Source organism: Luxibacter massiliensis (assembly GCF_900604355.1).
GTDB lineage: Bacteria > Bacillota > Clostridia > Lachnospirales > Lachnospiraceae > Luxibacter > Luxibacter massiliensis.
In genome coordinates, this window is record NZ_UWOE01000001.1 from 2,461,439 (window position 1) to 2,483,466 (window position 22,028).

Consider the following 22,028-nt stretch of genomic DNA (forward strand, 5'->3'; position numbering starts at 1 on the left):
TTTCTTAAAATCTCTTATCGGATCGTATAATCTCAGGAATAAACACTGCGGATTTTGCTTCTCTCATAACTTTCTCGTCATTATGATATTTCTCCAGCTAATCTGTTTCTTCCTTTGAAGTCCGATAAAGTAAAATCTGACTGAATTCTTATGATATATTTTGTTTTTTATAAGTATTCAATCAGTTTTATTTCTTGTCATTATAATATCATCTATATTTATATATGTCAATATATTTTTTGATATTTTTTTATTTATTATATAATTATCAAATAAATTATCCATATATTGCAAACTAAACAAATATTTTTGTAATTCCTTATAATTTATTTCTTAATATACTCAACTCCCCCTTAACCCATGCTCCCAAGGGCGGTTGGATACTGACGTGCCCAACAATGAATATCTACAAGCCAAAAACCTCAATGCAGGCATACGGGGCACCAAACCAGCAGCGATACAGGCATCGGGGTATCAAATTCTCACGGCAGTGGCCAACTGGACTTGTAAGCATGTCCCCTTGGCTCATTGCCCGCGGGAATAGACTGGGGTAATTCTGCATTTCTTTTCATAGTGTCTTTGCATTGACTTCTTTATTCAATGACTGTAGAATAGGAATATCTAATTTTTCTACATATTACAATTATAGAATAAGATATAATAATTAAAGGAGTCTACTATGGAACAATTGAAAATTCCCCAGGGATACCGCTCTCCTCTTACCATACGAGAAACAGAGGTGGCGATTAAGGAAATCAAAGATCATTTTGAACGGTCACTGGCAAAAGCGCTTCATTTAACCCGTGTTTCAGCACCTCTGTTTGTCCGCCCAGAATCTGGCATGAATGATAATCTAAATGGTGTGGAACGGCCGGTCTCATTTGGCATCAAAGAGCAGGATGAGGCTTCCGCTGAAATCGTACATTCCCTGGCAAAATGGAAAAGATATGCATTAAAACACTATGACTTCCATTCCGGCGAAGGGTTGTATACCGATATGAGCGCTATACGCAGGGATGAGGAGACAGATAATATCCACTCTTTATATGTTGACCAGTGGGACTGGGAAAAAATCATCTCCAAAGAGGAACGCAATATGGAGACATTAGAATATACAGTCCGCAAAGTATACAGTGCTTTGAAGGAGACAGAGGATTTCATCTCCAGAAGATATAATTACATAGAACCCCTACTGCCAGATGATATTTTCTTTGTCACTTCCCAGGAGCTGGAAGATATGTTCCCTGGTAAAGCTCCAAAAGAAAGAGAACGCCTCATCGCCAAATCAAAGGGGGCTGTATTTATATCTCAAATCGGCAAAACCCTCTCCTCCGGTGAGAGACATGACGGCCGTGCGCCTGACTACGATGACTGGGAATTAAACGGGGATATAATTGTTTATTATCCTGTTTTAGATATAGGGTTGGAGCTTTCCTCCATGGGAATCCGGGTGGATGAGGATTCCCTGGAAAGGCAGCTTAAAGCTGCAGGCTGCGAAGAGCGGGCTCAGCTTCCCTTCCAGAAAGCGCTGCTGGACCGCGAGCTCCCTTATACAGTTGGAGGAGGAATCGGCCAGTCACGTATCTGTATGTACTATCTGCGAAAAGCACATATCGGCGAAGTCCAGTCTTCTCTCTGGCCGGACGACGTGGCACAATGTGCCCTTTCCAGTGGAATACAGCTCTTATAAGCCAAAGACTCCAATAAAGACTACGGGGCATCAAGTTAGCAGCGATGCAAGCAGCGGGGTATTAGACCCTCGCGGCAGCCGCCAGGTGGACATGTAAGCATATCCGCTTGGTTGCTCACAGGAATAAAAGCCAAAGTTTGTGCAAATTAAGTTCTCTCCCCACGGACATACTATTACAGTATTTCCGCGGGGAGAAACGTATAACTGCACAGGCTTTGGCTCTTATATTCCCCCTCAGCCCTTCTTGTCAGTCCTTCTTGATTCTTATGCCCACTGCCTGGGCATACTGCGCTTTGTGCCTATCTTCCACCACATTTCTTGGATATCCGATGACTCCATTATTTTCATAGGGGTCATTAAAATAATAGGCATGGTCGTCATATCCCACCAGGAGCATACAGTGCTCATTCGAAATCCAAGTAAACGTTTGATTACAGTCTTTTAGCTTCCAGCAGGGCCCCTTTATGGGTTCCTTCATATTAATGCAGGCCCAGAAAATAACTGGCATCCCTTTGTCAATGTATTTCTCAAGCAAGCTGTCCAGGGAGGCCCCTGTTTCATCAAAAATTTCATACTTTTCACCTGCCACTTTTGTAAGCGCCCTGCAGATAACCGGAGCGTAGCACCCAAAAGATTCCCCATCATAAGGACTTCCGCAAAAATGCTGATTTGGGTTTGGCCCATAGAGTTCTCCATCCCGTGTTTCAAAACTATCCTTCTCCAAATAATTTTCAATAAATTCGTCTACGGTGACAGGATATCCTAAATATTGAAGCAGCATAACAGCACTGACACTTTCACACCCAGTAGGGTATTTTTCACTCTGGTCAATATATGGGGCATCAATCTTAATCATCTAGGTTCTCCATTCCTGCTTTTTTGCATATTTTTCATCACTGTAAGTACGATCAATAAAATTGCCAGGCTCAGTGAAAGGGCAACCCACCATATTTTAACTATCCCCGCTATGATATAGCCAACAATACATACAATAGCTACCACCACTGCATACTGCATCTGTGTAGAAACATGGTTGAGGTGGTTGCTCTGCGCGCCGGCAGAGGACATAACCGTTGTGTCTGAAATCGGAGACACATGATCGCCGCACACAGCTCCTGCCAATACTGCTGACACAGATATTACCATCATTTCCATATTATTAGAATTGGAAAACATGGCTACAACAATCGGCACAAGGATAGCGAACGTCCCCCATGAAGTGCCCGTTGAAAATGCAAGGAATATAGCAATCATAAACATAATTGCTGGGACCGCGATGCTGGCTGTAGCGTTATTCCCAACGACTTTCCCTACAAAATCTGCTATGCCCAGGGCATCTCCCATCCCTTTAAGAGACCACGCAAAAATGAGGATGGCGACTGCCGGAATCATCAGCTTAAACCCTTCTACAAAGCTATCCATAAATCCTTTAAAAGAAATTACTTTTCTTGGCAGGTACAAAACCAGCATAAACAAAATGGTCAGCATTGTGGCAAAAATAAGGCTTGTCTCTGCATCACAACCGGAAAATGCCGTCACAACGTCTGTCGCCCCTCCTTGAAAGCCTGTGAAAATCATGGCTCCAATAGCAGAGATAATCAGAACAAGCACTGGCAAAATCAGGTCAGCCACTTTTCCCCTGGAAGAAGAGGCCTCCTCTCCTACCTGCTCAAATTCTTCCGCCCCTGATGTAAACAGATCTCCCTTCCGGGCATTTTCCTCATGCCTTTTCATCAGGCCGAAATCAAATCCTGTAATAATCACATAAAATACCATGGCAATTGTGAGCAGCGCATACAAATTATAGGGAATTGTCCTTATAAAGAGCTGGAACCCTGTAATTCCTGCGTCCTCCGGGACATAGGAATTTACCGCCGCTGCCCAGCTTGAAATCGGAGCGATAATACAGACTGGGGCCGCCGTAGAATCAATTATGTAAGCAAGCTTTGCCCTGGAAACTTGATACCTGTCTGTTACCGGCCGCATAACCGACCCCACAGTCAGGCAGTTAAAATAGTCATCCACAAAGATCAGAATACCTAATCCAGTAGTGGCAAGCAGGGCACTTTTCTTCGACCTAATCTTAGTACCGGCCCAATTGCCATAAGCAGCCGAACCTCCAGACTTGGCCATAAGTACAATAATCATGCCAAGCAGCACGTCAAAGATCAAAATATTCAGATTCATACTGTTCTTCATAATCTCAAAAAACGATATAAATGAATCCCAAGGCCGAAATCCAGAGTAAAGAAGCGCCCCCACAGCCACCCCCATAAATAAGGAGCTATAGACCTCCTTCGTTACAAACGCCAAAATAATGGCCAGCAGCGGCGGCACCAAAGACCACCATGTGCCAATAAACATTGAACCATCCATACAACACCCTCACTCTCCTGTCCAGATTCTCTAATAGTCTGACAATATATAATTTATATTATATACATTTTAGCGAATTAACGCGAAATATACAATTACTTTTTGTGTAGATTGTAGAAAAACTTCAATGGGGACAGTCCCTTTTGCAAAAGGGACTGTCCCCATTGATCTCCTTTTTCAGAATATTCAGATATTATATTCGTCCACTTCTCTCCTCAAGGGTATAGATGCCGCTGCCCCTGCCCGTGAGACTGCCACAGATGAGGCACGGGCCGCCATCCTGAGTCCATCAGGGACTGACATCCCCTCTAGTATAGAAGCAATAAAATATCCTGTGAATGTATCGCCGGCAGCGGTCGTATCTACTGCTTTAACTGGAAAGATACTTTGTCTATATTGTACTTTTGCATCTTGGTATACTGCCCCTGCGCTTCCCAAAGTCAATATGATTTTTGCGTCCGGATATAGTCTTCTCAGTTCTTCTAATATTTCCTCCGGTTCCGGCTGGCCGGTTACCTGTGCTCCTTCCACTTCATTGAGCAGAAACATAGATACCTTGTTAAAATCACAGGATTTTAAAGCTTCATTATATGGTGATGGGTTTAAGATGATTGTCAGCTTTTTTTCGTATGCTCTCTTAATAATATAATCCAGTAAATTAATTTCATTCTGAAGCAGGAGAATATCCCCTGAATGGAAATTAGCCAATACTTGATTGACATATTCTTCAGTTACTTTTCTGTTTGCCCCTCCATATAAAAGAATACAGTTCTGGCCATTTCTGTCAACCTGTATTATTGTATGCCCGCAGGGCCCCTCTACTCTGCTTATATAATCAGAATTTACGCCGGCATTCCGGCACACATCAAGCAGGATATCCCCACCATCCCCGACCAACCCTGCATGAAACACCTCTGCCCCGGCTTTTGCCAGTGCTATAGACTGGTTCAGGCCTTTACCTCCGCAAAAAGTCTGCATTCCCCCTGAACTCAAAGTCTCCCCAGGGGTCACCATATGGTCAACCGCATATACATAATCCAGATTAAGTGAACCAAAATTTAAAACCTTCATATACTATCACTCCTTTACCAACAGGCCATTTTACTGCCCTTCTCTGCTTCCTTCAATTATTATACCTTATTGAACATTAGTAGTTCAATAAGTATACCGTATTGAGCATCAGCAGTTCAATAAGTATACCGTATTGAGCATCAGCAGTTCAATAAGTATACCGTATCGAACATTAGCAGTTCAATAAATATACCCCGAAAGTATCCCCCATCTATGGCGGCATATATTACAAGGTGCCCTTAAAGAGCACCTTGGTAAAAACACGCGGCATTCACGCACTGACTTCTGCTAAATCAAAACCGCCAGAACAGCCTGCCACCAAAAACATACAAAACTCTCAACAGCAGATGGCCGTCCATTTAGTTTACTGCTGGCTGGCGCCATTGGATCTATTATAAAACCATTTCACAATTTCCACTTGGATAATGGAGAGTAAAGATAATCCAATTACGGTTAGCCATTGCGCACCATTCAGTAAAGTGAGCTGAAATGCGTTCCTTAAACCTGGAATAAACAAAATACATGCCATTAACAGGCCTGAGGCAGCAAAGGAAATAATCAGCCACGGGTTTATTCCTTCTGTACGTACCCATATAGGCTCTGTATTCGAACGCTGATTAAAAGCGCGCAGCATCTGGGAGAATGCCAGCACGCAAAAGGCCATTGTTTCGCCCGTGACATGATTCCCTGCCGACATTCCAATCCAGTAAGCACATATTGTCATAATTGACACAAAAATACCTTGCGTTATCACACGGCGCACCAAGTCTTTTCCAAATAATGTCCCCGATTTAACAGGCTGGTGCTTCATGATATTTTTACTGGCAGGGTCAACGCCTAACGCCAGTGCAGGAAGAGTAGCCGTAGCCAGATTGACCCAGAGAATGTGGACAGCCAAAAGCGGCGCCTCCCAGTTAAATAATGTAGCGATCAACAGAGTCAGGATTTCCGCAATATTCCCTACCAACAAAAATTGGATTACTTTCTGTATATTTCGATAGACACGCCGCCCCTCTTTAATTGCATATGCGATAGTTGTGAAACTATCATCCAGCAAAATCATATCAGAAGCATCTTTTGCCACATCTGTCCCTGTGATTCCCATAGCAACACCAATATCCGCTGCTTTCAGGGCAGGAGAGTCATTTACACCATCTCCCGTCATTGCGGCAACCTCACCGGTCCGCTTTAAACTTTGAATAATTCTCAGCTTATCAGCCGGTGACACACGGGCAAAAACAGTTGTTGTCTTAACCAATCTGTCAAGTTCACTGTCTGCCAGGACATCAAGTTCATCACCTGAGATCACTGTATCGCCAGTCCGATAAATGTTCAGGGCCTTGGCAATCGCAAGAGCTGTCACCTTGTGGTCTCCGGTAATCATAATAGTACGAATACCCGCCTGACGGCAAGTGCGCACAGATGCAGCTACTTCTTCTCGCGGCGGGTCTATCATACCGGTTACACCAATAAAGGTCAGGCCTGATTCTATATTTTCATCATCCGCAGGAGGAGCCGATAAAAAACGCGTGGCAAACCCCAGTACACGTAAAGCACTCTCTGACATAGAAAGACAAAGACTTATAATATTCTTTTTATCTGTATCTGTAATCGGGCGCACACCGTCACCAGTTAAAATGTACGTGCAAAGCGGCAGCATTTCATCTACCGCCCCTTTTGTATAGGCGGTCCAGCGATTGTCAATCTGGTGTACTGTGGTCATGCGCTTCCTGACAGAGTCAAAAGGCTGTTCAAATGTACGTGGATATCTATCTTCAAGATTTTCATGGTCAATACCAAATGCCTGCGCCATGTAAATCAATGCGCCCTCAGTAGGGTCACCGATAATCCCCCCTTCCCGGTCTGGGTCAAAGCTTGCATCGTTGCAAAGCGCAGCGGCATAAACCAACTCTTTATATACATTTGGATGATGCTGCGCAGCATTTTCCACCAGCGTAGTTTTTCCACTTTCAAAATCACCGTTGACTGCAATATGGGTCACAGTCATTTTGTTCAAAGTCAGGGTACCGGTTTTATCAGAGCAAATCACTGTCGCACTTCCCAAAGTTTCCACCGCCGGTAATTTGCGGATAAGTGCATTTTTCTTGGCCATGCGCTGTACGCCTAATGCCATCACAATCGTAGCTGTCGCAGGCAGTCCCTCCGGGATAATAGAAATTGCCAGAGAAACCGCTATAAGAAATTGTGGGATTAAAGGCCGCTGGTACAATACTCCAAGGGAAAGAATTAAAGCGCAAACAATTAAGCCAATTATGGTAAGTGTTTTTCCAACGGCATTCAGTTTCTGTTTTAACGGAGTATCCATATCATCTTGATTATCCAGCATACCTGCAATATTCCCCACTTCGGTATTCATGCCCGCAGCAACGACAACACCAGCGGCACGCCCATAAGTTACAATAGCTGACGTATATGCCATATTGCTGCGGTCACCAAGGGGACAATCCTCCGGCAATATATCCTCTGCTTCTTTTTCTGAAGGAACAGATTCTCCCGTCAAAGAAGCCTCCTGTACTTTCAGATTGGCAGAGGCAATCAGACGCAGGTCAGCTGGAACCATATCTCCGTCACTGAGCATTACAATATCACCTGTAACCAATTCTCTGGCAGGAATGATACTCTCCTCGCCCTGACGCAGTACACGGGCTGTAGGAGCGCTCATATTACGCAGAGCTTCCAGTGATGACTGCGCCTTTTTTCCCTGTACAATACCAATAATTGCATTTACAATGACGATGGTAAAGATTACCACCGCTTCTGTCCATTCCTGTAAAACAGCAGACAATGCCGCCGCACCTATCAAGATTAGAACCATAGGGTCAATAATCTGTTCTCTCAGCATTTGTAAGATGCTCTTTGGCGGTTTCGGGCGCAGCTCATTGCACCCATTTTGTTTGAGCCTTTCGGCAGCCTCGGCATCACTCAATCCTTCCTCAGAGGTATGTAATATATTGTACACCTCTGTAAGTTCCTGAGTGTGCCAAGGCACGCGTTTGTGATGATCCATAGTGGACAAACCACTCCTTTCTTTATAAAAATAATATATTTCTGACCGCCTTTTAGCGGAGGCCAGCGAAAAAGAAATGCAAAAAGACATAACCTACCATCTAACAGTTAGATGCAGATTATGCCTAATATATAAAACATATTCAATTTACTATAAATGTTACTTCGGTCAGCGTCGCTACTGTCAACGTCGTCCATATATAAGTTCCAAGTCCCTTCAGATATTTATTTGAATAGATTATACAGGGTAATTATCTTTCTGTCAATACTATTATTATGAAATGAAGTTCCAAAAAATAAATACTTTCCCGCCTGTACAAGCATTTCCACCGCCAACTGCCTGTACAGGCCCCTGCCGTAGACTCCTGCCTACTGGCAGGCATAAAGCTTTTCCATTATCAGCCGTTTATAACCTAAAAATTCCTCTGACAGGCTAAACCCCTCCCGTCTTGGTTTAGGTTCCTGAATTATGATTTCTTCTGTAATTCTCCCCGGCCTCCCAGTCAGAAGATAGATCCTATCTGATAATAGGACGGCTTCATCAATATCATGTGTAATAAACAAGGTAGAGAGATGTATTTTATCCATGACATCCAGATACCATCTGTGCATTTCACTTTTTGTCAGAGTATCCAGCGCACTGAAAGGCTCATCCAGAAGAGCTACTTCTTTAGAAAACATATAGGTCCTAAGAAGCGCCGCCCTCTGCCTCATGCCCCCTGAAAGCTGGTGGGGGTACTTTTTCTGTGTACCCTCCAGTCCAAATTCTTCAAATTTAGGACTCACCTGCTCTCTGGCAGCCTTTTTCTTCATCCCTCTAAGCAGAAGGGGCAGGGCAGTATTATCCTCAATTGTCCGATATGGAAGCAGCAGGTCCTTCTGCAGCATATAACTAATATGCCCTGGCTGTCCGGTAATCTCTTCACCATTTAACATTACAGTACCACAGTCGGGATGATGCAGTCCTGAAATCACATTGAAAAGAGTGGTTTTCCCTCCTCCGCTGGCGCCCAGCAGGCAGACCAGTTCATTATCGTGAAGTTCAATGGAAATATTTTCTATAATTTTTGTATTATCGTAGGATAATGCCACATCCCTTACAATCAATTCCGCCATCTTTTGCCTTACTCCAGATAATCATTTGTAAATCCAGTATTCTCAGGTATTTCTGTCTCTGACAATCCGTTCTCACTCACCCAGTTATAAAATGCATTCCACCTTGCAGGGTCAATATAACCCCACTGCTCTACTTCTGCCTTATATTGATCCTTCATATACTCCTGGCTCGCCAGTACCAGATCTTCATCCAGCTCCGGCGCCTCCTTACACAGAATGTCTGCCGCTTCCTGAGGATTATCAATGGCATACTCATAACCCTTCCTAGCCGCTGAAAGAAACGCCTTTGCGGTATCAGGGTTCTCTTCCATCCATTCACTGTTACCGATAATGACAGGTGTATAATAATCAAACACTTCATTGATATCCTTGAATGCAAAATAATCCGTCTCCAACCCTGCCTGCTCTGTGGCTATACCGGCCCATCCATAGAAAATCCAGATGGCATCTACAGAATTCCCTTCCAGGGCAGATACCTCGTCAGTCACAGTACTCGGGATCATTTCGATTTTACTGAAATCACCTCCGTCTGCCTCTACCACATTTTTTAAGATTGCCTGCTCCATTTCCAGGTTCCATGTGGCATACTTTTTACCTTCCATTCCCTTAGGGCGGTCCATCCCCTCCCCTTTACGGGAAATAATCCCAGAAGTATTATGCTGCAAGACAGCGGCAACAGCTTCGATAGGCATCGCATTTTCTCCTATAACTGCAGGCATCATGCTATCCTGGAATGAAATGCCAAACTGGGTTTTTCCTGAACCCACCAAAACTTCTGCGCCATCCTCAGGGGGCTGTACAATCTCAACCTCCAGCCCTGCATCCTGGAAATACCCCTTCTCCTGCGCCACATATAAACCTGTATGGTTTGTGTTAGGAGTCCAGTCAAGTACAAATGTAATTTTATCCAAGTCTTTATCTGTACTCTTCTCCCCATCCTCTTGCTTTGTCTCTGTGCCGCAGCCTGAAGCCGCGGCGGCCAGAGCAACCGTAAGTATCATAGCTATTAATTTTTTTTTCATTTATTTTTCTCCTCCCAGGGCATACACTTCCTCTGTACAAAATTTACTGCCCACATCAAAATCAGGCTGGTAACAGATATTAAAAAAATAACTGCGAACATCTTGTCAAAAGAAAATGCCTTTTTTACCCTAATCATGTATACGCCCAGGCCGCTGAACCCTCCAAGCCATTCTGAAATTACCGCCCCCACCACCGCATAAGATACAGCGATCCTCAGGCTGGCAAAAAACTGCCCCAGGGCGCCTGGAAATTTTACAAACCAGAAAATCTGCATTTTAGACGCCCCCATTGAGCGCATTAGATTTACAGTATCTTTATCAGCCGAGCGGAACCCGTCCAACAGACTGACAGTGACAGGGAAAAATGTCACAATAATAATCAGTATTACCTTGGGCATCATCTCATACCCAAACCACAGCACTAACAAAGGCGCAATAGCCACTGTGGGAACCGTCTGGGTCAGCACAACCAGTGGATAAAATGCCTGGTAAGCCTTCTCAAACCTATCCATCAAAACTGCCATAAAAAAACCAACGGCCACTCCAAGGGCCAGGCCAATTAGCGCTTCCGCCAGCGTGACTTTTAAATGCCCCATCAACATTGGAAAATCTTCTCCAAAGGCTTTAAATACGTCCACTGGTGATGGCAGCATAAATCTGGATACAAGCTCAAAGCTGACTGCTGACTGCCATACAATTAGCAAGATCAAAATTGCCAGGGCCGGCCATATTTTTGCAGATTTATTCGTGGTGTTTCGTAACTTTTTTCTCAATCGTCAGCACATCTCCTTCTGGCTTGTATGTCACTTTAATATAAGCCGCTACTGACGGTGCGCCTGCTCTTACTGCAATGTGCTGGCACTCCTTTACAATATCCATCAGTTCATCATAGTCACCTTCAATTGCTGTCTCAAAGGGCCCTACATAACAGTTCAGTCCCGTACTCTTAATATAGGCAATCACCTCATCTACTATACGGATTAATTCCTCATCATCTGATGCTGCCGGCAATGACTGAATAGCTACACTTGCATTCATATAAATCTTCCTCCTTTTTCACTCAGGTATCCTTATAAAGACTCTAATCCCCACGGTACCTCATACTATTTACCCTTACAGGGCCGTTTTGTTTTAGCCGCTTTGGAAATATTCTCCTATGGCGCGCAAACTAAGAAAACCCCGCCCGGTAACCCTGGCGAGGTCTGTACTTGACATCTTGCTCCAAGCATATGGCGCCTGAAAAGCACACACTATATCATCTACTTTCCTACGCTGGCATTATCCAGATCAGGTATTTGGGTTAAAGACATATCAGCCTTACTCTCAGCCGGTTTATACCAGCACCCCATTTAAATTTCTTACGTGTTAAGTTTAGACTGTCAGTTGAAAAATGTCAAGAAAATAATTTTTATATCATAAAATGTAGCTTTCATACACACCTTCATACATAGTTATTTAAGAAATTAATTTATACACTTTTAAATTTTATTATTATTAAAGAAATAATAAAATTATAATCATTTCACTTTTATTATTCCCAGGATACATTTTCTCATCTTAATCATTTTATAAAGTATATTTTACACAGACCATTTAAGATCTATTCAATTATTCCTATTCCATATCTTCAAAAAACAGCATTCTAGGCAAATAGCCACCCCCCTATCCCACTGTACCTCAGGCAGGCGCACAGATAGAGCAACCTTACTGCCCGCGGTTGCTTGACACGTTCCAAGACAAGGCAGTATAATCAAATTAAAATAACACAGTAGTTTTAAAGGCGGTAAAAGGAGGGATTGTATGTGAAACTTTACAAAAATATTATGGAGGATCTGGTAGAGGAACAATTTGACCATATTAAGAATTCTCTGGACTGCTGTACCTGTGAGCAGTGCCGGTCTGATATGATTGCCTATACACTGAATCATCTGCCTTCCCGGTACGTAGTCAGCCAGGCTGGTGAGATTATCAGTAAGGTAAACAGCTTAAAAGGACAGCACATGACAGATATCCGGACAGAGCTGATGCGGGCCTCGCAAATCGTCAAAAACCATCCCAGGCACTAAGGCCAAGATACTTTTTGCCAGTTTTAAAGTAGAAATCTGTTTTCCTGAATTGAAAGTAACTGGCAAGTCTGTTATAATTTAAACGAATTATAAAAAGCCGTAAAACGGCAAGGAGGTACTTAATATGAAAGTCATTGAAGGTTACATGCCGTATCTGGGGTACAAGACTTATTATCGCATTGTCGGAGAATCCAAAAACGGTAAAAAGCCGCTGCTTTTACTGCATGGCGGACCAGGCTCCACACATAATTATTTTGAGGTATTGGACAGGCTTGCAGAAGAAGGCAGGGCCATCATTTCCTATGATCAGATTGGCTGCGGGAACTCCTATGTGGACGGCCATCCTGAACTTTGGTGTTCAGAGACATGGGACAAAGAACTGATTGCACTGCGAGAACATCTTGGCCTGGACGAGATACATTTGCTCGGACAATCCTGGGGGGGGATGCTGGCAATCGAGTATCTTTGTGATTATAAGCCAAAGGGAGTTAAATCTGTCATCCTTTCCAGTACACTTCCTGCTGCAGAATTGTGGGCCCATGAACAGCACCGCATGATTAAATTTATGTCACAGGAAGATCAGGATGCCATTGCCAAGGCCGAAGAAACCGGTAATTTTGACGACCCAGCTTATTTAGCAGCCAATGAAAGGTTCATGCTCCTCCACTGTGCCGGCGAAGTCACAGAGGATTCACCTGAATGCCTGCGCCGCCCCAAAAAATCTGGTTCAGAGGCCTATGTAGCAGGATGGGGCCCAAATGAGTATAACCCCACAGGCAGCCTGGGCGGATGGGAATACAGAGATAAGATTACAGACATGCAAGAGCCTGCACTTATTATCAGCGGAACAAATGATCTTTGTACGCCTCTTGTGGCTAAGACTATGTACGACTTAATCCCCAATTCAAAATGGGAATTATTCGACGGATGCAGACATATGTGTTTTGTAGAAGATAACGAAAACTACTGCAAACTTGTCAATGAATGGATGGAAAAGTACGACTAAACATATCCTCACACAAAATCAGAGCCTTGGTGCTGCTCAATTGAGCCTGCACTTAAGGCTCTGGTTTTTTCTGTATAAAACTTCTTCCCTTTCCCACAAGCCGCCCTACGCCATTGTGGTTTAATCTTTATTATTCTCTTTTTTTAAATTAAACAAAAACATAAGCAAAGCCATCATACAGATTATAAAATAGCCTATCCAACTCCAAACATCAGGTATCTGGCCAAATACAGCAAATCCTATTGCTGCAGAAAATAAGATCTGGGAGTAGTCATATACGGATATTTCTTTTGCCGGAGCGTGAAAGTAGGCTGCCGTAATGGAAAACTGCCCTCCAGCAGCAGATAGGCCGGCCAGCAGCAGATAGATAAGCTGTATCCCCTCCATTGGGTGGAACTCAAATATTAAAAGTGGCAGCGTGGCCATACAGGAAAAAGCCGAGAAAACGAAAACAACAAAAGGCCCCTTTTCACCTTTTTCCCCTAGTACCCTTACATAAGTATATGCTACGCCCGCACCCAGGCCTCCTAAAAGGCCAACTAAAGCTGCCGGGGAAGAAAAAATTGCCGCCGTGGGTTTGATAATCAGCAGACTGCCCATAAAAGCACCGGCCACAAGTATTCCCTGAACCGGCCTGATTTTTTCTCTTAAAATAAAATAGCTGAAAATAATTGCAAAAAACGGGGACATTTTATTCAGCATAGACGCATCTGAAAGAACCATTCTGTCAATTGCATAATAATTACAAAGTATGCCCACTGTTCCTGCGGCAGAACGCAGCAGTAAATATTTGATATTTTCCCTCTTTCCTGAAAACCATGCTTTATTTTTATAAAGTATAGCCAAAGCAAAGACAAGAGAGACCAGGTTCCTGAAGAAGCTTTTCTGCACAGATGGCAGATCTCCTGAAAGCCTGACAAACATATTCATCAGGGCAAAGCAAAATGCTGATATTACGATATAAAGAATTCCTAAATATTTTCTCTTCACCACTGTTCCCCTTCTTTCATTCTGCCTGCAATAATTTTAGTATTCTTCCTCATATTTATATTTTTTATAAAGATATTTTTTATTGATTTACAGGCGAAAATCATTTTACAGCCTCTTGTAAATGTTTATAGAAGTAAAAAAATCCTGTATTTTCAAGGTCTTTTCCACTTTCGCTTGTATCTTCTTATACCTCCGCATATGTTGGCTTTGTAAAGTTGGGCGCCATTTTAGCACCACAAGCAGTTCCGTAGCAAGCATAGGAAAGGAGTACCCTTTCCGTAAAAATCCCTCGTCTTGCCTGCGCCAATAAGATAGATTTCTACTTGTTGGGAATATCCCAAACCCTTGCACAAACTGGAATTTATTCAACCGAATAAGAAAAAGGCAGAAGTGTTTTTGCCTTAATTTTTTTAAGCTCTCCATGTACTGACACAATGACGTCACAATCCGGCATATAATCATGCAATATCTGGCGGCAGTTTCCACAAGGCGGTATGATTTCCTCGCCCTCTTTTCCTCTAACTGCAACTATAGCATCAAAGTTCCTTTCTCCATTTGTGATTGCTGCTCCTATTGCCACTTGCTCCGCACAGGCCCCATGCAAAGAATAAACATTTACTCCAACATATACTTTGCCGTTTTTACAACGTATAGCTGCTCCTACAGTATGATTATAGTGCTCTTGATCGTAGTTTAGATGAATTGCTTTTTTCGCTTCTGCTATTAACTCATAATCTCTTTCTTGGAATAAATTCATATTCTCAACCTCCTAAATTCATGTTTGTTAATTTGTTTGCTTCTATATATGGCATTCATATACAAATTCCCCTACCATTTCCCTTTTGGTGTAAATGGTATTTCCTTATATTTTTCTATATCGTTTTATATCGGCAAGGGATATCTGGGCGCCATTTAGGCACCAAAGTGCCATAAAACTTTGTGGCTTTAATCATTTTAAGCAGACGAAAAAACAAGCATTTTCAAGGCTTTTTATAGTTCATTACTTTTCAATAGTAAGAATCCAAATACTGTTTTTTATTATAGATGCTTTTTTCAAATCGTGCAATAAATGAATAATTGTACTGAATCCAAATATTATGTTGCACCGGACAGCTGGCAGAATAAGGCCCGGTATCTCTCTGCATAAATACTGCCTTTCCTCCAAATAAAGGTAAACTCGTGAGTAATTGTACAGTCCTTCAGGCATAATTTTTTTAAAGTGCCGTCTTTTAGTCCTGCCCTAGCCGCCGCCTCATATAAAAATGTGACTCCCAAACCGGCTCCAGCCAATTCCAGGATTGTCTGCAGGCTTCCAATCTCGGCTATTTTTGTAAAATCCTCCAAGCTGTAATTTCTAAGGCCCAGATACCTCTCCAGCACCTCTCTCGTACCTGATCCTGATTCCCTTATCAACAGCCGTTCTCCAAATAAGTCTTCCAAGCATTCAGGATTTTTATGGAATGGATATGAAGAACTGCACACTGCAATATATGGTTCTGTTGAATATGTAAGAAAATCATACTCACTCTTTTTAAAGAAACCCTCTACCAGGGCAAAATCTATACCTCCATTGTCCAGCCTAGCCAGTAGTTCCTGGGTGTTGGCCACCTCCATATGCAGCTTAACTTCCGGGTATTTCCTCAAAAAATGCTCCAGCATCTTACCCATTATGGCCTCTCCGATGGTCATTGTCGCCCCAAACCTGATTTCCTCCCTATCTTTAGATATATGCTGCATTTGGCTCTTTAAAGAGGATTCATCATGAACCATGGTAAGCGCTGTACTCCTAAGCAGTTCCCCTGCTCCCGTCAGGCATGGCCTTTTACCTTCATAAGAAAAAAGCTTGACACCATAAAATTTTTCTAAAAACCGTATATGCTGGGATACTGCGGGTTGTGTAATATTAAGCGCTTCAGAAGCCCTTGTGAAATTCATATATTCACATACGGCCAGAAATGTTTCTATTCTGAAATCCAGCATCCTTCTTCACTCCTACTCTATTTTAATTTACAAAAATCTCCGCTTCGTCCTTTTACTCTTGAAGGTTATGTAATATATGTTTTCATTTATGAAAAGTCCATATTTAAATTGCAGAAATAAACCCGCGGAAAGGCTTCACCTAATATAACTTTAAATATCATAATATATTTTTATGATAAAATAAATTTATATAATTATATTTTATCACTAAATTGTGATAGTATATACCCCGAAAGAGGTATTATAGAAAATTGGAGGCTTCATATTATGAAAACATTTAAAGCAAGTATACCCGGATTACTGCTCTGCCTGTGCATTGCGATTCCTTCTTTTTTATTGGGACGGATACTCCCTGTTGTGGGAGGGCCCGTATTTTCCATTTTACTGGGTATGATTCTGACATTATTGATCAAAAATAAAAAGTCTGTTCAGCCAGGTATTACATTCACTTCAAAAAAAATTCTGCAGGCAGCCGTAGTATTTCTTGGATTTGGTATGAACCTAACTGAAATTATTGCACAGGGACGCCAGTCTTTGCCTATCATCATTTTGACAATCAGCGCCTCCCTGATCATCGCTTTTATTCTCTTTAAGGCCTTGCGCCTCTCCCCCAACAGTGCTGTACTTGTGGGAGTGGGGTCATCTATCTGCGGAGGTTCAGCCATTGCAGCGACAGCCCCTGTCATCCGTGCATCGGACGAGGAGGTTGCCCAGTCTATATCCGTCATTTTCCTGTTTAACGTGGCTGCCGCCCTGATCTTTCCGACTTTAGGAGGACTGCTGCATATGAGCAACACTGGATTCGGACTGTTTGCAGGGACGGCCATCAATGACACCTCCTCTGTGACTGCTGCAGCCACTGCCTGGGATGGCATACATGCCAGCAATACTCTGGAGGCCGCTGCTATCGTCAAAATGACCCGGACATTGGCCATCATCCCCATTACCCTGGCACTGGCCATATACAAAGGCAAAAAAACGAAAAGTAATGAGGCTGCTTCATTCAGCTTAAAAAAAACCTTTCCCTATTTTGTCCTACTGTTTATATTGGCCGCAGCATTGACCACTCTTTTCCACCTTCCCGCCACTGTCACCGCACCACTCAAAGAACTAAGCAAATTCCTGATCATCATGGCCATGGCAGCAATTGGCCTAAATACAAATATTGTCAGACTCATAAAAACAGGAGGAAAGCCGATTCTCCTCGGATTCTGCTGCTGGATGGGAATAACATGCGTCAGCCTGGCTGCACAGCATATTATGGGATATTGGTAAAAGGTACAGGGGGGAGATAGATTTGGTACACCACTAAAGTCAATTTAGGACGTAGCCTTTTTAAATAGGCTACGTCCTAAATCTACTACACTACCGCAATATCTACCAGCGTCAGCTTTTCTATATTGGTATTCTCCAAGCTTGTTATGAGAGCCCGTGCCGTGTCCATGGCTGTCAGTACATTGACTCCTGTCTCTATTGCATTTCTTCTGATTATGAATCCATCCCGGGAGTGTTCGGCTCCCTGTGCTGGTGTGTCAATGACCAGGTCAATTTCATGGCCCAGGATTAAATCTAACAGGTTTGGTGATTCCTGTTCAATTTTACGGACCGGGATGGCTTTTACTCCGCCTGCTTTTAGTGCTGCGGCTGTACCTTCGGTAGCGAATATGCGATATCCGATTTTTTCGAATCTTTCTCCTATTTCTACTGCCTCTGACTTGTCCTCGTCTCTCACCGTCATAATCATATTTTTATATTTTGGCAGGTGGATTCCGGCTCCCAGAAACGCCTTATACAGGGCTTCGTCAAAGGTTTTGGCTATACCAAGACATTCTCCAGTTGATTTCATTTCCGGCCCCAGGCTGATATCTGCACCGCGGATTTTCTCAAAGGAAAATACAGGCATCTTGACTGCTGTATGTTCTGCTTCTTTCTGAAGTCCGGGCATGTATCCCAGTCCCCTGATTGTATTTCCCGTCATAACCTTTACGGCCAGGGGCACAATAGGGATCCCCGTCACCTTGCTGATATAAGGTACTGTACGGCTCGACCTTGGATTCACTTCGATAACATATACATCTTCCTCCCCGCACACAATAAACTGAATATTAATCATTCCAATTACGTGCAAAGATTTTGCCAGCTTTTTCGTATAAATAGCTATTTTATCTTTCGCCGCCTTTGTCAGGCTTTGGGCCGGATATACTGATATACTGTCCCCTGAATGGATCCCCGCACGCTCAATGTGCTCCATGATTCCAGGAATCAGGATATCCTCACCATCACAGACAGCATCTACCTCTATTTCTTTCCCCTGTAAATATTTATCTACCAAAATGGGATGGTCCTGTGCAATCCGGTTGATGATCCCCATAAATTCATCAATATCATGGTCATTAATAGCAATCTGCATCCCCTGGCCCCCAAGGACATAAGATGGACGTACCAGCACCGGATATCCCAGCTTGCGGGCCACTTCCTTTGCCTCTTCTGCCGTAAACACGGTGCCTCCTGTGGGCCTGGGAATCTGGCATTCCTCCAATATCTCATCAAACAGCTCCCTGTCCTCGGCTCTGTCTACATTTTCCGCAGAAGTCCCCAGGATTGGCACCCCCATTTCCATCAGGCTTTCTGTCAGCTTAATGGCTGTCTGCCCGCCAAACTGCACCACAGCGCCATGGGGTTTTTCCAGCTTCACAATATTCTCCACATCTTCTGGAGTCAAAGGCTCAAAATACAGCTTATCCGCAATATCAAAATCTGTACTGACTGTCTCAGGATTATTGTTTACAATAATAGTCTCGTAACCCTCTTTAGAAAATGCCCATGTACAGTGTACAGAGCAGAAGTCAAATTCAATACCCTGTCCAATTCTAATTGGCCCAGACCCGAGTACAAGAACTTTCTTCTTATTTTTCCTATTTTCAGCTTCATTTTCCCGGCCATATACAGAGTAATAATAGGGCGTGGCTGCCGCAAATTCTGCCGCACAAGTATCTACCATCTTATAGGCTGCGGTGATGCCGCTGGCATAGCGCATATCGTGGATTTCCTGTTCTGTCCTTCCTGTCAGCCCTGCGATAACCTGATCTGGGAACTCCAGGCGTTTTGCTTCTCTCAGGAGTTCTGTATTTAATTCCTCCGTTTTCAGAATTTGTTCCATTTCCACAAGAACAGCAATTTTATCAATAAACCACTTATCAATTTTTGTGATGCTGTGGATCACATCATAACCAATCCCCCGGCGGACAGCCTCAGCAATCCTCCAAATTCGCATGTCATCTACAATCCCAAGCTCCTCCAGCAGATCGCTCTCTGAAATAGCCGTAAAATCATAGGACATAAGGCTGTCCACATGCTGTTCCAGGGAACGGATGGCTTTCATCAGGGCCCCCTCAAAGTTATCACAAATGCTCATGACCTCGCCTGTCGCCTTCATCTGCGTAGTCAATGTCCTTTTAGCGCTGATAAATTTATCAAAGGGAAGCCTTGGGATTTTTACAACACAGTAGTCCAGCATTGGCTCAAAACTTGCATAAGTTTTACCTGTGATAGCATTTTTTATCTCATCGAGAGTATAACCAAGGGCGATTTTAGCCGCCACTTTCGCTATCGGGTATCCTGTAGCTTTTGATGCCAAGGCAGAAGAACGGCTCACCCGGGGATTCACCTCGATTACACAGTACTCAAAACTCTCCGGGTGCAGCGCATACTGGACATTACACCCACCAGTAATATTCAGCTCTGAAATGATATTCAAGGCTGATGTACGCAGCATTTGGTACTCTTTGTCGCCCAGGGTCTGGGAAGGAGCTACAACAATACTGTCCCCGGTATGCACGCCTACCGGATCTATATTTTCCATATTGCAGACAGTGATACAATTCCCTCTCCCGTCACGCATAACTTCATACTCAATTTCCTTCCATCCCGCTATGCACCGCTCCACAAGAACCTGCCCTACCCGTGAAAGACGCAGGCCATTCTCCAGAATCTCCACCAGCTGGCCAGCATTATTTGCAATGCCCCCGCCGCTTCCACCCAATGTATAGGCAGGACGCAGGACAACAGGGTAGCCGATCTTATTTGCAAACGCAAGTCCGTCTTCTACATTTTCTACTACTAATGAAGCTGCCACGGGTTCCCCGATCTTTTCCATTGTAGCTTTAAATTCCAGGCGGTCTTCCGCTTTTTTTATTGTCTCCGAGGTAGTCCCTATGAGCCGGACATTATTTTCCCTCAGAAAACCAGACTCCTCCAATTCCATTGCCAGGTTTAACCCTGCCTGCCCTCCCAATGTGGGAAGCACACTATCGGGATTTTCCTTCCTGACCAGCTGCTCCACTACTTCCAATGTAAGGGGTTCAATATACACACGGTCCGCTATATCTTTGTCTGTCATAATGGTGGCAGGATTTGAATTTAAAAGAACTACTTCAATCCCTTCCTCCTTAAGTGAGCGGCAGGCCTGTGTCCCTGCATAGTCAAACTCTGCGGCCTGTCCGATGACTATAGGGCCTGAGCCTATGACTAGTACTTTTTTTATACGGCTGTCCTTTGGCATTATTTTGTCCCTCCCATCATCTCAATAAATCTGTCGAACAGGTAACCTGAATCTTGGGGCCCCGGGCACGCCTCAGGATGGAACTGCACAGTAAAAATATTCTTTCCCATATATTCCAGGCCCTCATTAGTCCCATCATTCACATTTGTAAATGCAGGCACTGCCACATCCGGGTCTATGCTTTGTGTATCCACCACATATCCATGGTTCTGTGAGGAAATATAAACCCGCCCTGTCTTTAAATCCTTAACTGGATGGTTTCCTCCTCTATGCCCATATTTTAGCTTATGTGTAGCTCCGCCTGTCGCCAGCGCCATCAACTGATGCCCCAGGCATATTGCAAAAATGGGAATGTCTGTATTGTACAGTTTCTTGATTTCATTGATAATAGATACGCAGTCCGCAGGATCCCCCGGGCCATTGGAGAGCATAATGCCATCGGGATTGGCTGAAATGATTTCTTCCGCAGTTGTATGCGCCGGATATACCGTCACCTCACAGCCGCGCTTATTTAGAGAATTGGAAATATTATTTTTAGCTCCCAGGTCTAACAAAGCTACCTTCTTCTTGTCCCCTTTCAGCACATATTTCTCACTGCAGGTCACTCTGGTAACGACGTCGCCCACTCTGTAGTTCTTTAGCTTAGGCAGTATTTCTTCTATATTGAAGTGCTCATTTGTAGTAATCATTCCGTTCATTGTGCCTTTTTCTCTAAGCAGTTTCGTCAGGGCCCGGGTATCGATATCAGCAATACCAGGAATACCCTGCTTTTCCAGGAACCTCTGAAGTGTTCCCTCACATCTGAAATTACTGGGCACACGGGATATCTCCCTGACAATGTATCCATCAGGCCAGGCCCTGGAAGATTCCATGTCTGGCGTAATGCCGTAATTTCCAATCAACGGATAGGTCATGGCCACTGCCTGGCCCGCATAAGAAGGGTCAGTCAGCACCTCCAAATACCCTGTCATAGAGGTATTAAATACGATTTCACTGATCATATCCTTTCTGGAACCTATGCTCTTCCCTGTAAACACGGTTCCATTTTCCAATATCAGAAACGCTTTCATTGACTCACCTGTTCCCTTCATAATAGTTTACATGAGAAAGGCACTCCTGATGT

The 22,028-nt window shown here is 43.6% G+C and carries 17 protein-coding genes and 1 riboswitch; of the genes, 4 read left to right on the forward strand and 13 right to left on the reverse strand.

All coding sequences use genetic code 11. The features are described from left to right. Positions 1-679: 679 nt before the first annotated feature. Positions 680-1,690, forward strand: a complete 1,011-nt coding sequence (gene asnA, locus EFA47_RS11380) for an aspartate--ammonia ligase (protein WP_122643384.1) — start codon at positions 680-682, stop codon at positions 1,688-1,690. Between the two features lie 247 nt (positions 1,691-1,937). Here asnA and EFA47_RS11385 read toward each other — a convergent pair whose 3' ends face one another. From EFA47_RS11385 to EFA47_RS11420, 8 genes are all read right to left on the reverse strand, one after another. Continuing rightward, complete coding sequence (locus EFA47_RS11385) at positions 1,938-2,546, reverse strand: C39 family peptidase (RefSeq protein ID WP_122643385.1); 609 nt, start codon at positions 2,544-2,546, stop codon at positions 1,938-1,940. After that, positions 2,543-4,066 carry a Na+/H+ antiporter NhaC family protein gene (locus EFA47_RS11390; protein ID WP_122643386.1) on the reverse strand — a complete coding sequence of 508 codons (1,524 nt, stop codon included), beginning with the start codon at positions 4,064-4,066 and terminating at the stop codon, positions 2,543-2,545. The genes EFA47_RS11385 and EFA47_RS11390 overlap by 4 nt, the downstream gene beginning before the upstream one ends. A gap of 186 nt (positions 4,067-4,252) precedes the next feature. Beyond that, positions 4,253-5,137 (reverse strand): ribokinase, encoded by an 885-nt coding sequence (locus tag EFA47_RS11395; RefSeq protein WP_122643387.1) that lies wholly within the window; start codon positions 5,135-5,137, stop codon positions 4,253-4,255. Between the two features lie 364 nt (positions 5,138-5,501). Beyond that, entirely contained in the window at positions 5,502-8,165 is a 2,664-nt protein-coding gene (locus EFA47_RS11400) for a cation-translocating P-type ATPase (RefSeq protein ID WP_122644515.1), read from the reverse strand. A gap of 368 nt (positions 8,166-8,533) precedes the next feature. Beyond that, positions 8,534-9,280, reverse strand: a complete 747-nt coding sequence (locus EFA47_RS11405; protein WP_122643388.1) for an ABC transporter ATP-binding protein — start codon at positions 9,278-9,280, stop codon at positions 8,534-8,536. An 8-nt stretch (positions 9,281-9,288) separates the two neighbouring features. Further along, positions 9,289-10,302, reverse strand: a complete 1,014-nt coding sequence (locus EFA47_RS11410; protein ID WP_122643389.1) for an ABC transporter substrate-binding protein — start codon at positions 10,300-10,302, stop codon at positions 9,289-9,291. Next, positions 10,299-11,075 carry an ABC transporter permease gene (locus EFA47_RS11415; RefSeq protein ID WP_122643390.1) on the reverse strand — a complete coding sequence of 259 codons (777 nt, stop codon included), beginning with the start codon at positions 11,073-11,075 and terminating at the stop codon, positions 10,299-10,301. The genes EFA47_RS11410 and EFA47_RS11415 overlap by 4 nt, the downstream gene beginning before the upstream one ends. Next, complete coding sequence (locus tag EFA47_RS11420) at positions 11,044-11,340, reverse strand: thiamine-binding protein (protein WP_122643391.1); 297 nt, start codon at positions 11,338-11,340, stop codon at positions 11,044-11,046. The genes EFA47_RS11415 and EFA47_RS11420 overlap by 32 nt, the downstream gene beginning before the upstream one ends. 209 nt (positions 11,341-11,549) lie before the next feature. Continuing rightward, a riboswitch (TPP riboswitch) is annotated at positions 11,550-11,660 on the reverse strand. Between the two features lie 444 nt (positions 11,661-12,104). Between EFA47_RS11420 and EFA47_RS11425 the strand changes: the two genes are divergently transcribed. Together EFA47_RS11425 and pepI are read left to right on the forward strand one after the other, a co-directional pair. Then, positions 12,105-12,368 carry a late competence development ComFB family protein gene (locus EFA47_RS11425; protein WP_122643392.1) on the forward strand — a complete coding sequence of 88 codons (264 nt, stop codon included), beginning with the start codon at positions 12,105-12,107 and terminating at the stop codon, positions 12,366-12,368. Positions 12,369-12,492: 124 nt separating this feature from the next. Then, on the forward strand, positions 12,493-13,374 hold the full coding sequence (gene pepI / locus EFA47_RS11430; RefSeq protein ID WP_122643393.1) for a proline iminopeptidase: 882 nt from the start codon (positions 12,493-12,495) through the stop codon (positions 13,372-13,374). A gap of 120 nt (positions 13,375-13,494) precedes the next feature. Here the strand turns inward: pepI and EFA47_RS11435 are convergent, their stop codons facing one another. From EFA47_RS11435 to EFA47_RS11445, 3 genes are all read right to left on the reverse strand, one after another. Next, on the reverse strand, positions 13,495-14,364 hold the full coding sequence (locus EFA47_RS11435) for a DMT family transporter (RefSeq protein WP_122643394.1): 870 nt from the start codon (positions 14,362-14,364) through the stop codon (positions 13,495-13,497). A gap of 361 nt (positions 14,365-14,725) precedes the next feature. Beyond that, positions 14,726-15,121 (reverse strand): cytidine/deoxycytidylate deaminase family protein, encoded by a 396-nt coding sequence (locus EFA47_RS11440; protein WP_122643395.1) that lies wholly within the window; start codon positions 15,119-15,121, stop codon positions 14,726-14,728. Positions 15,122-15,459: 338 nt separating this feature from the next. Beyond that, positions 15,460-16,344: a LysR family transcriptional regulator gene (locus EFA47_RS11445; RefSeq protein WP_122643396.1), complete on the reverse strand. Its 885-nt coding sequence runs from the start codon at positions 16,342-16,344 to the stop codon at positions 15,460-15,462. Between the two features lie 267 nt (positions 16,345-16,611). Between EFA47_RS11445 and EFA47_RS11450 the strand changes: the two genes are divergently transcribed. Next, on the forward strand, positions 16,612-17,619 hold the full coding sequence (locus EFA47_RS11450; RefSeq protein WP_122643397.1) for a YeiH family protein: 1,008 nt from the start codon (positions 16,612-16,614) through the stop codon (positions 17,617-17,619). Positions 17,620-17,704: 85 nt separating this feature from the next. On the opposite strand, the gene carB is transcribed toward EFA47_RS11450, so the two are convergent. After that, on the reverse strand, positions 17,705-20,905 hold the full coding sequence (carB, locus tag EFA47_RS11455) for a carbamoyl-phosphate synthase large subunit (protein WP_122643398.1): 3,201 nt from the start codon (positions 20,903-20,905) through the stop codon (positions 17,705-17,707). Then, positions 20,905-21,975 (reverse strand): carbamoyl phosphate synthase small subunit, encoded by a 1,071-nt coding sequence (locus EFA47_RS11460; protein WP_122644516.1) that lies wholly within the window; start codon positions 21,973-21,975, stop codon positions 20,905-20,907. Before EFA47_RS11460 ends, carB begins: the two co-directional genes overlap by 1 nt. Positions 21,976-22,028 lie beyond the last annotated feature (53 nt).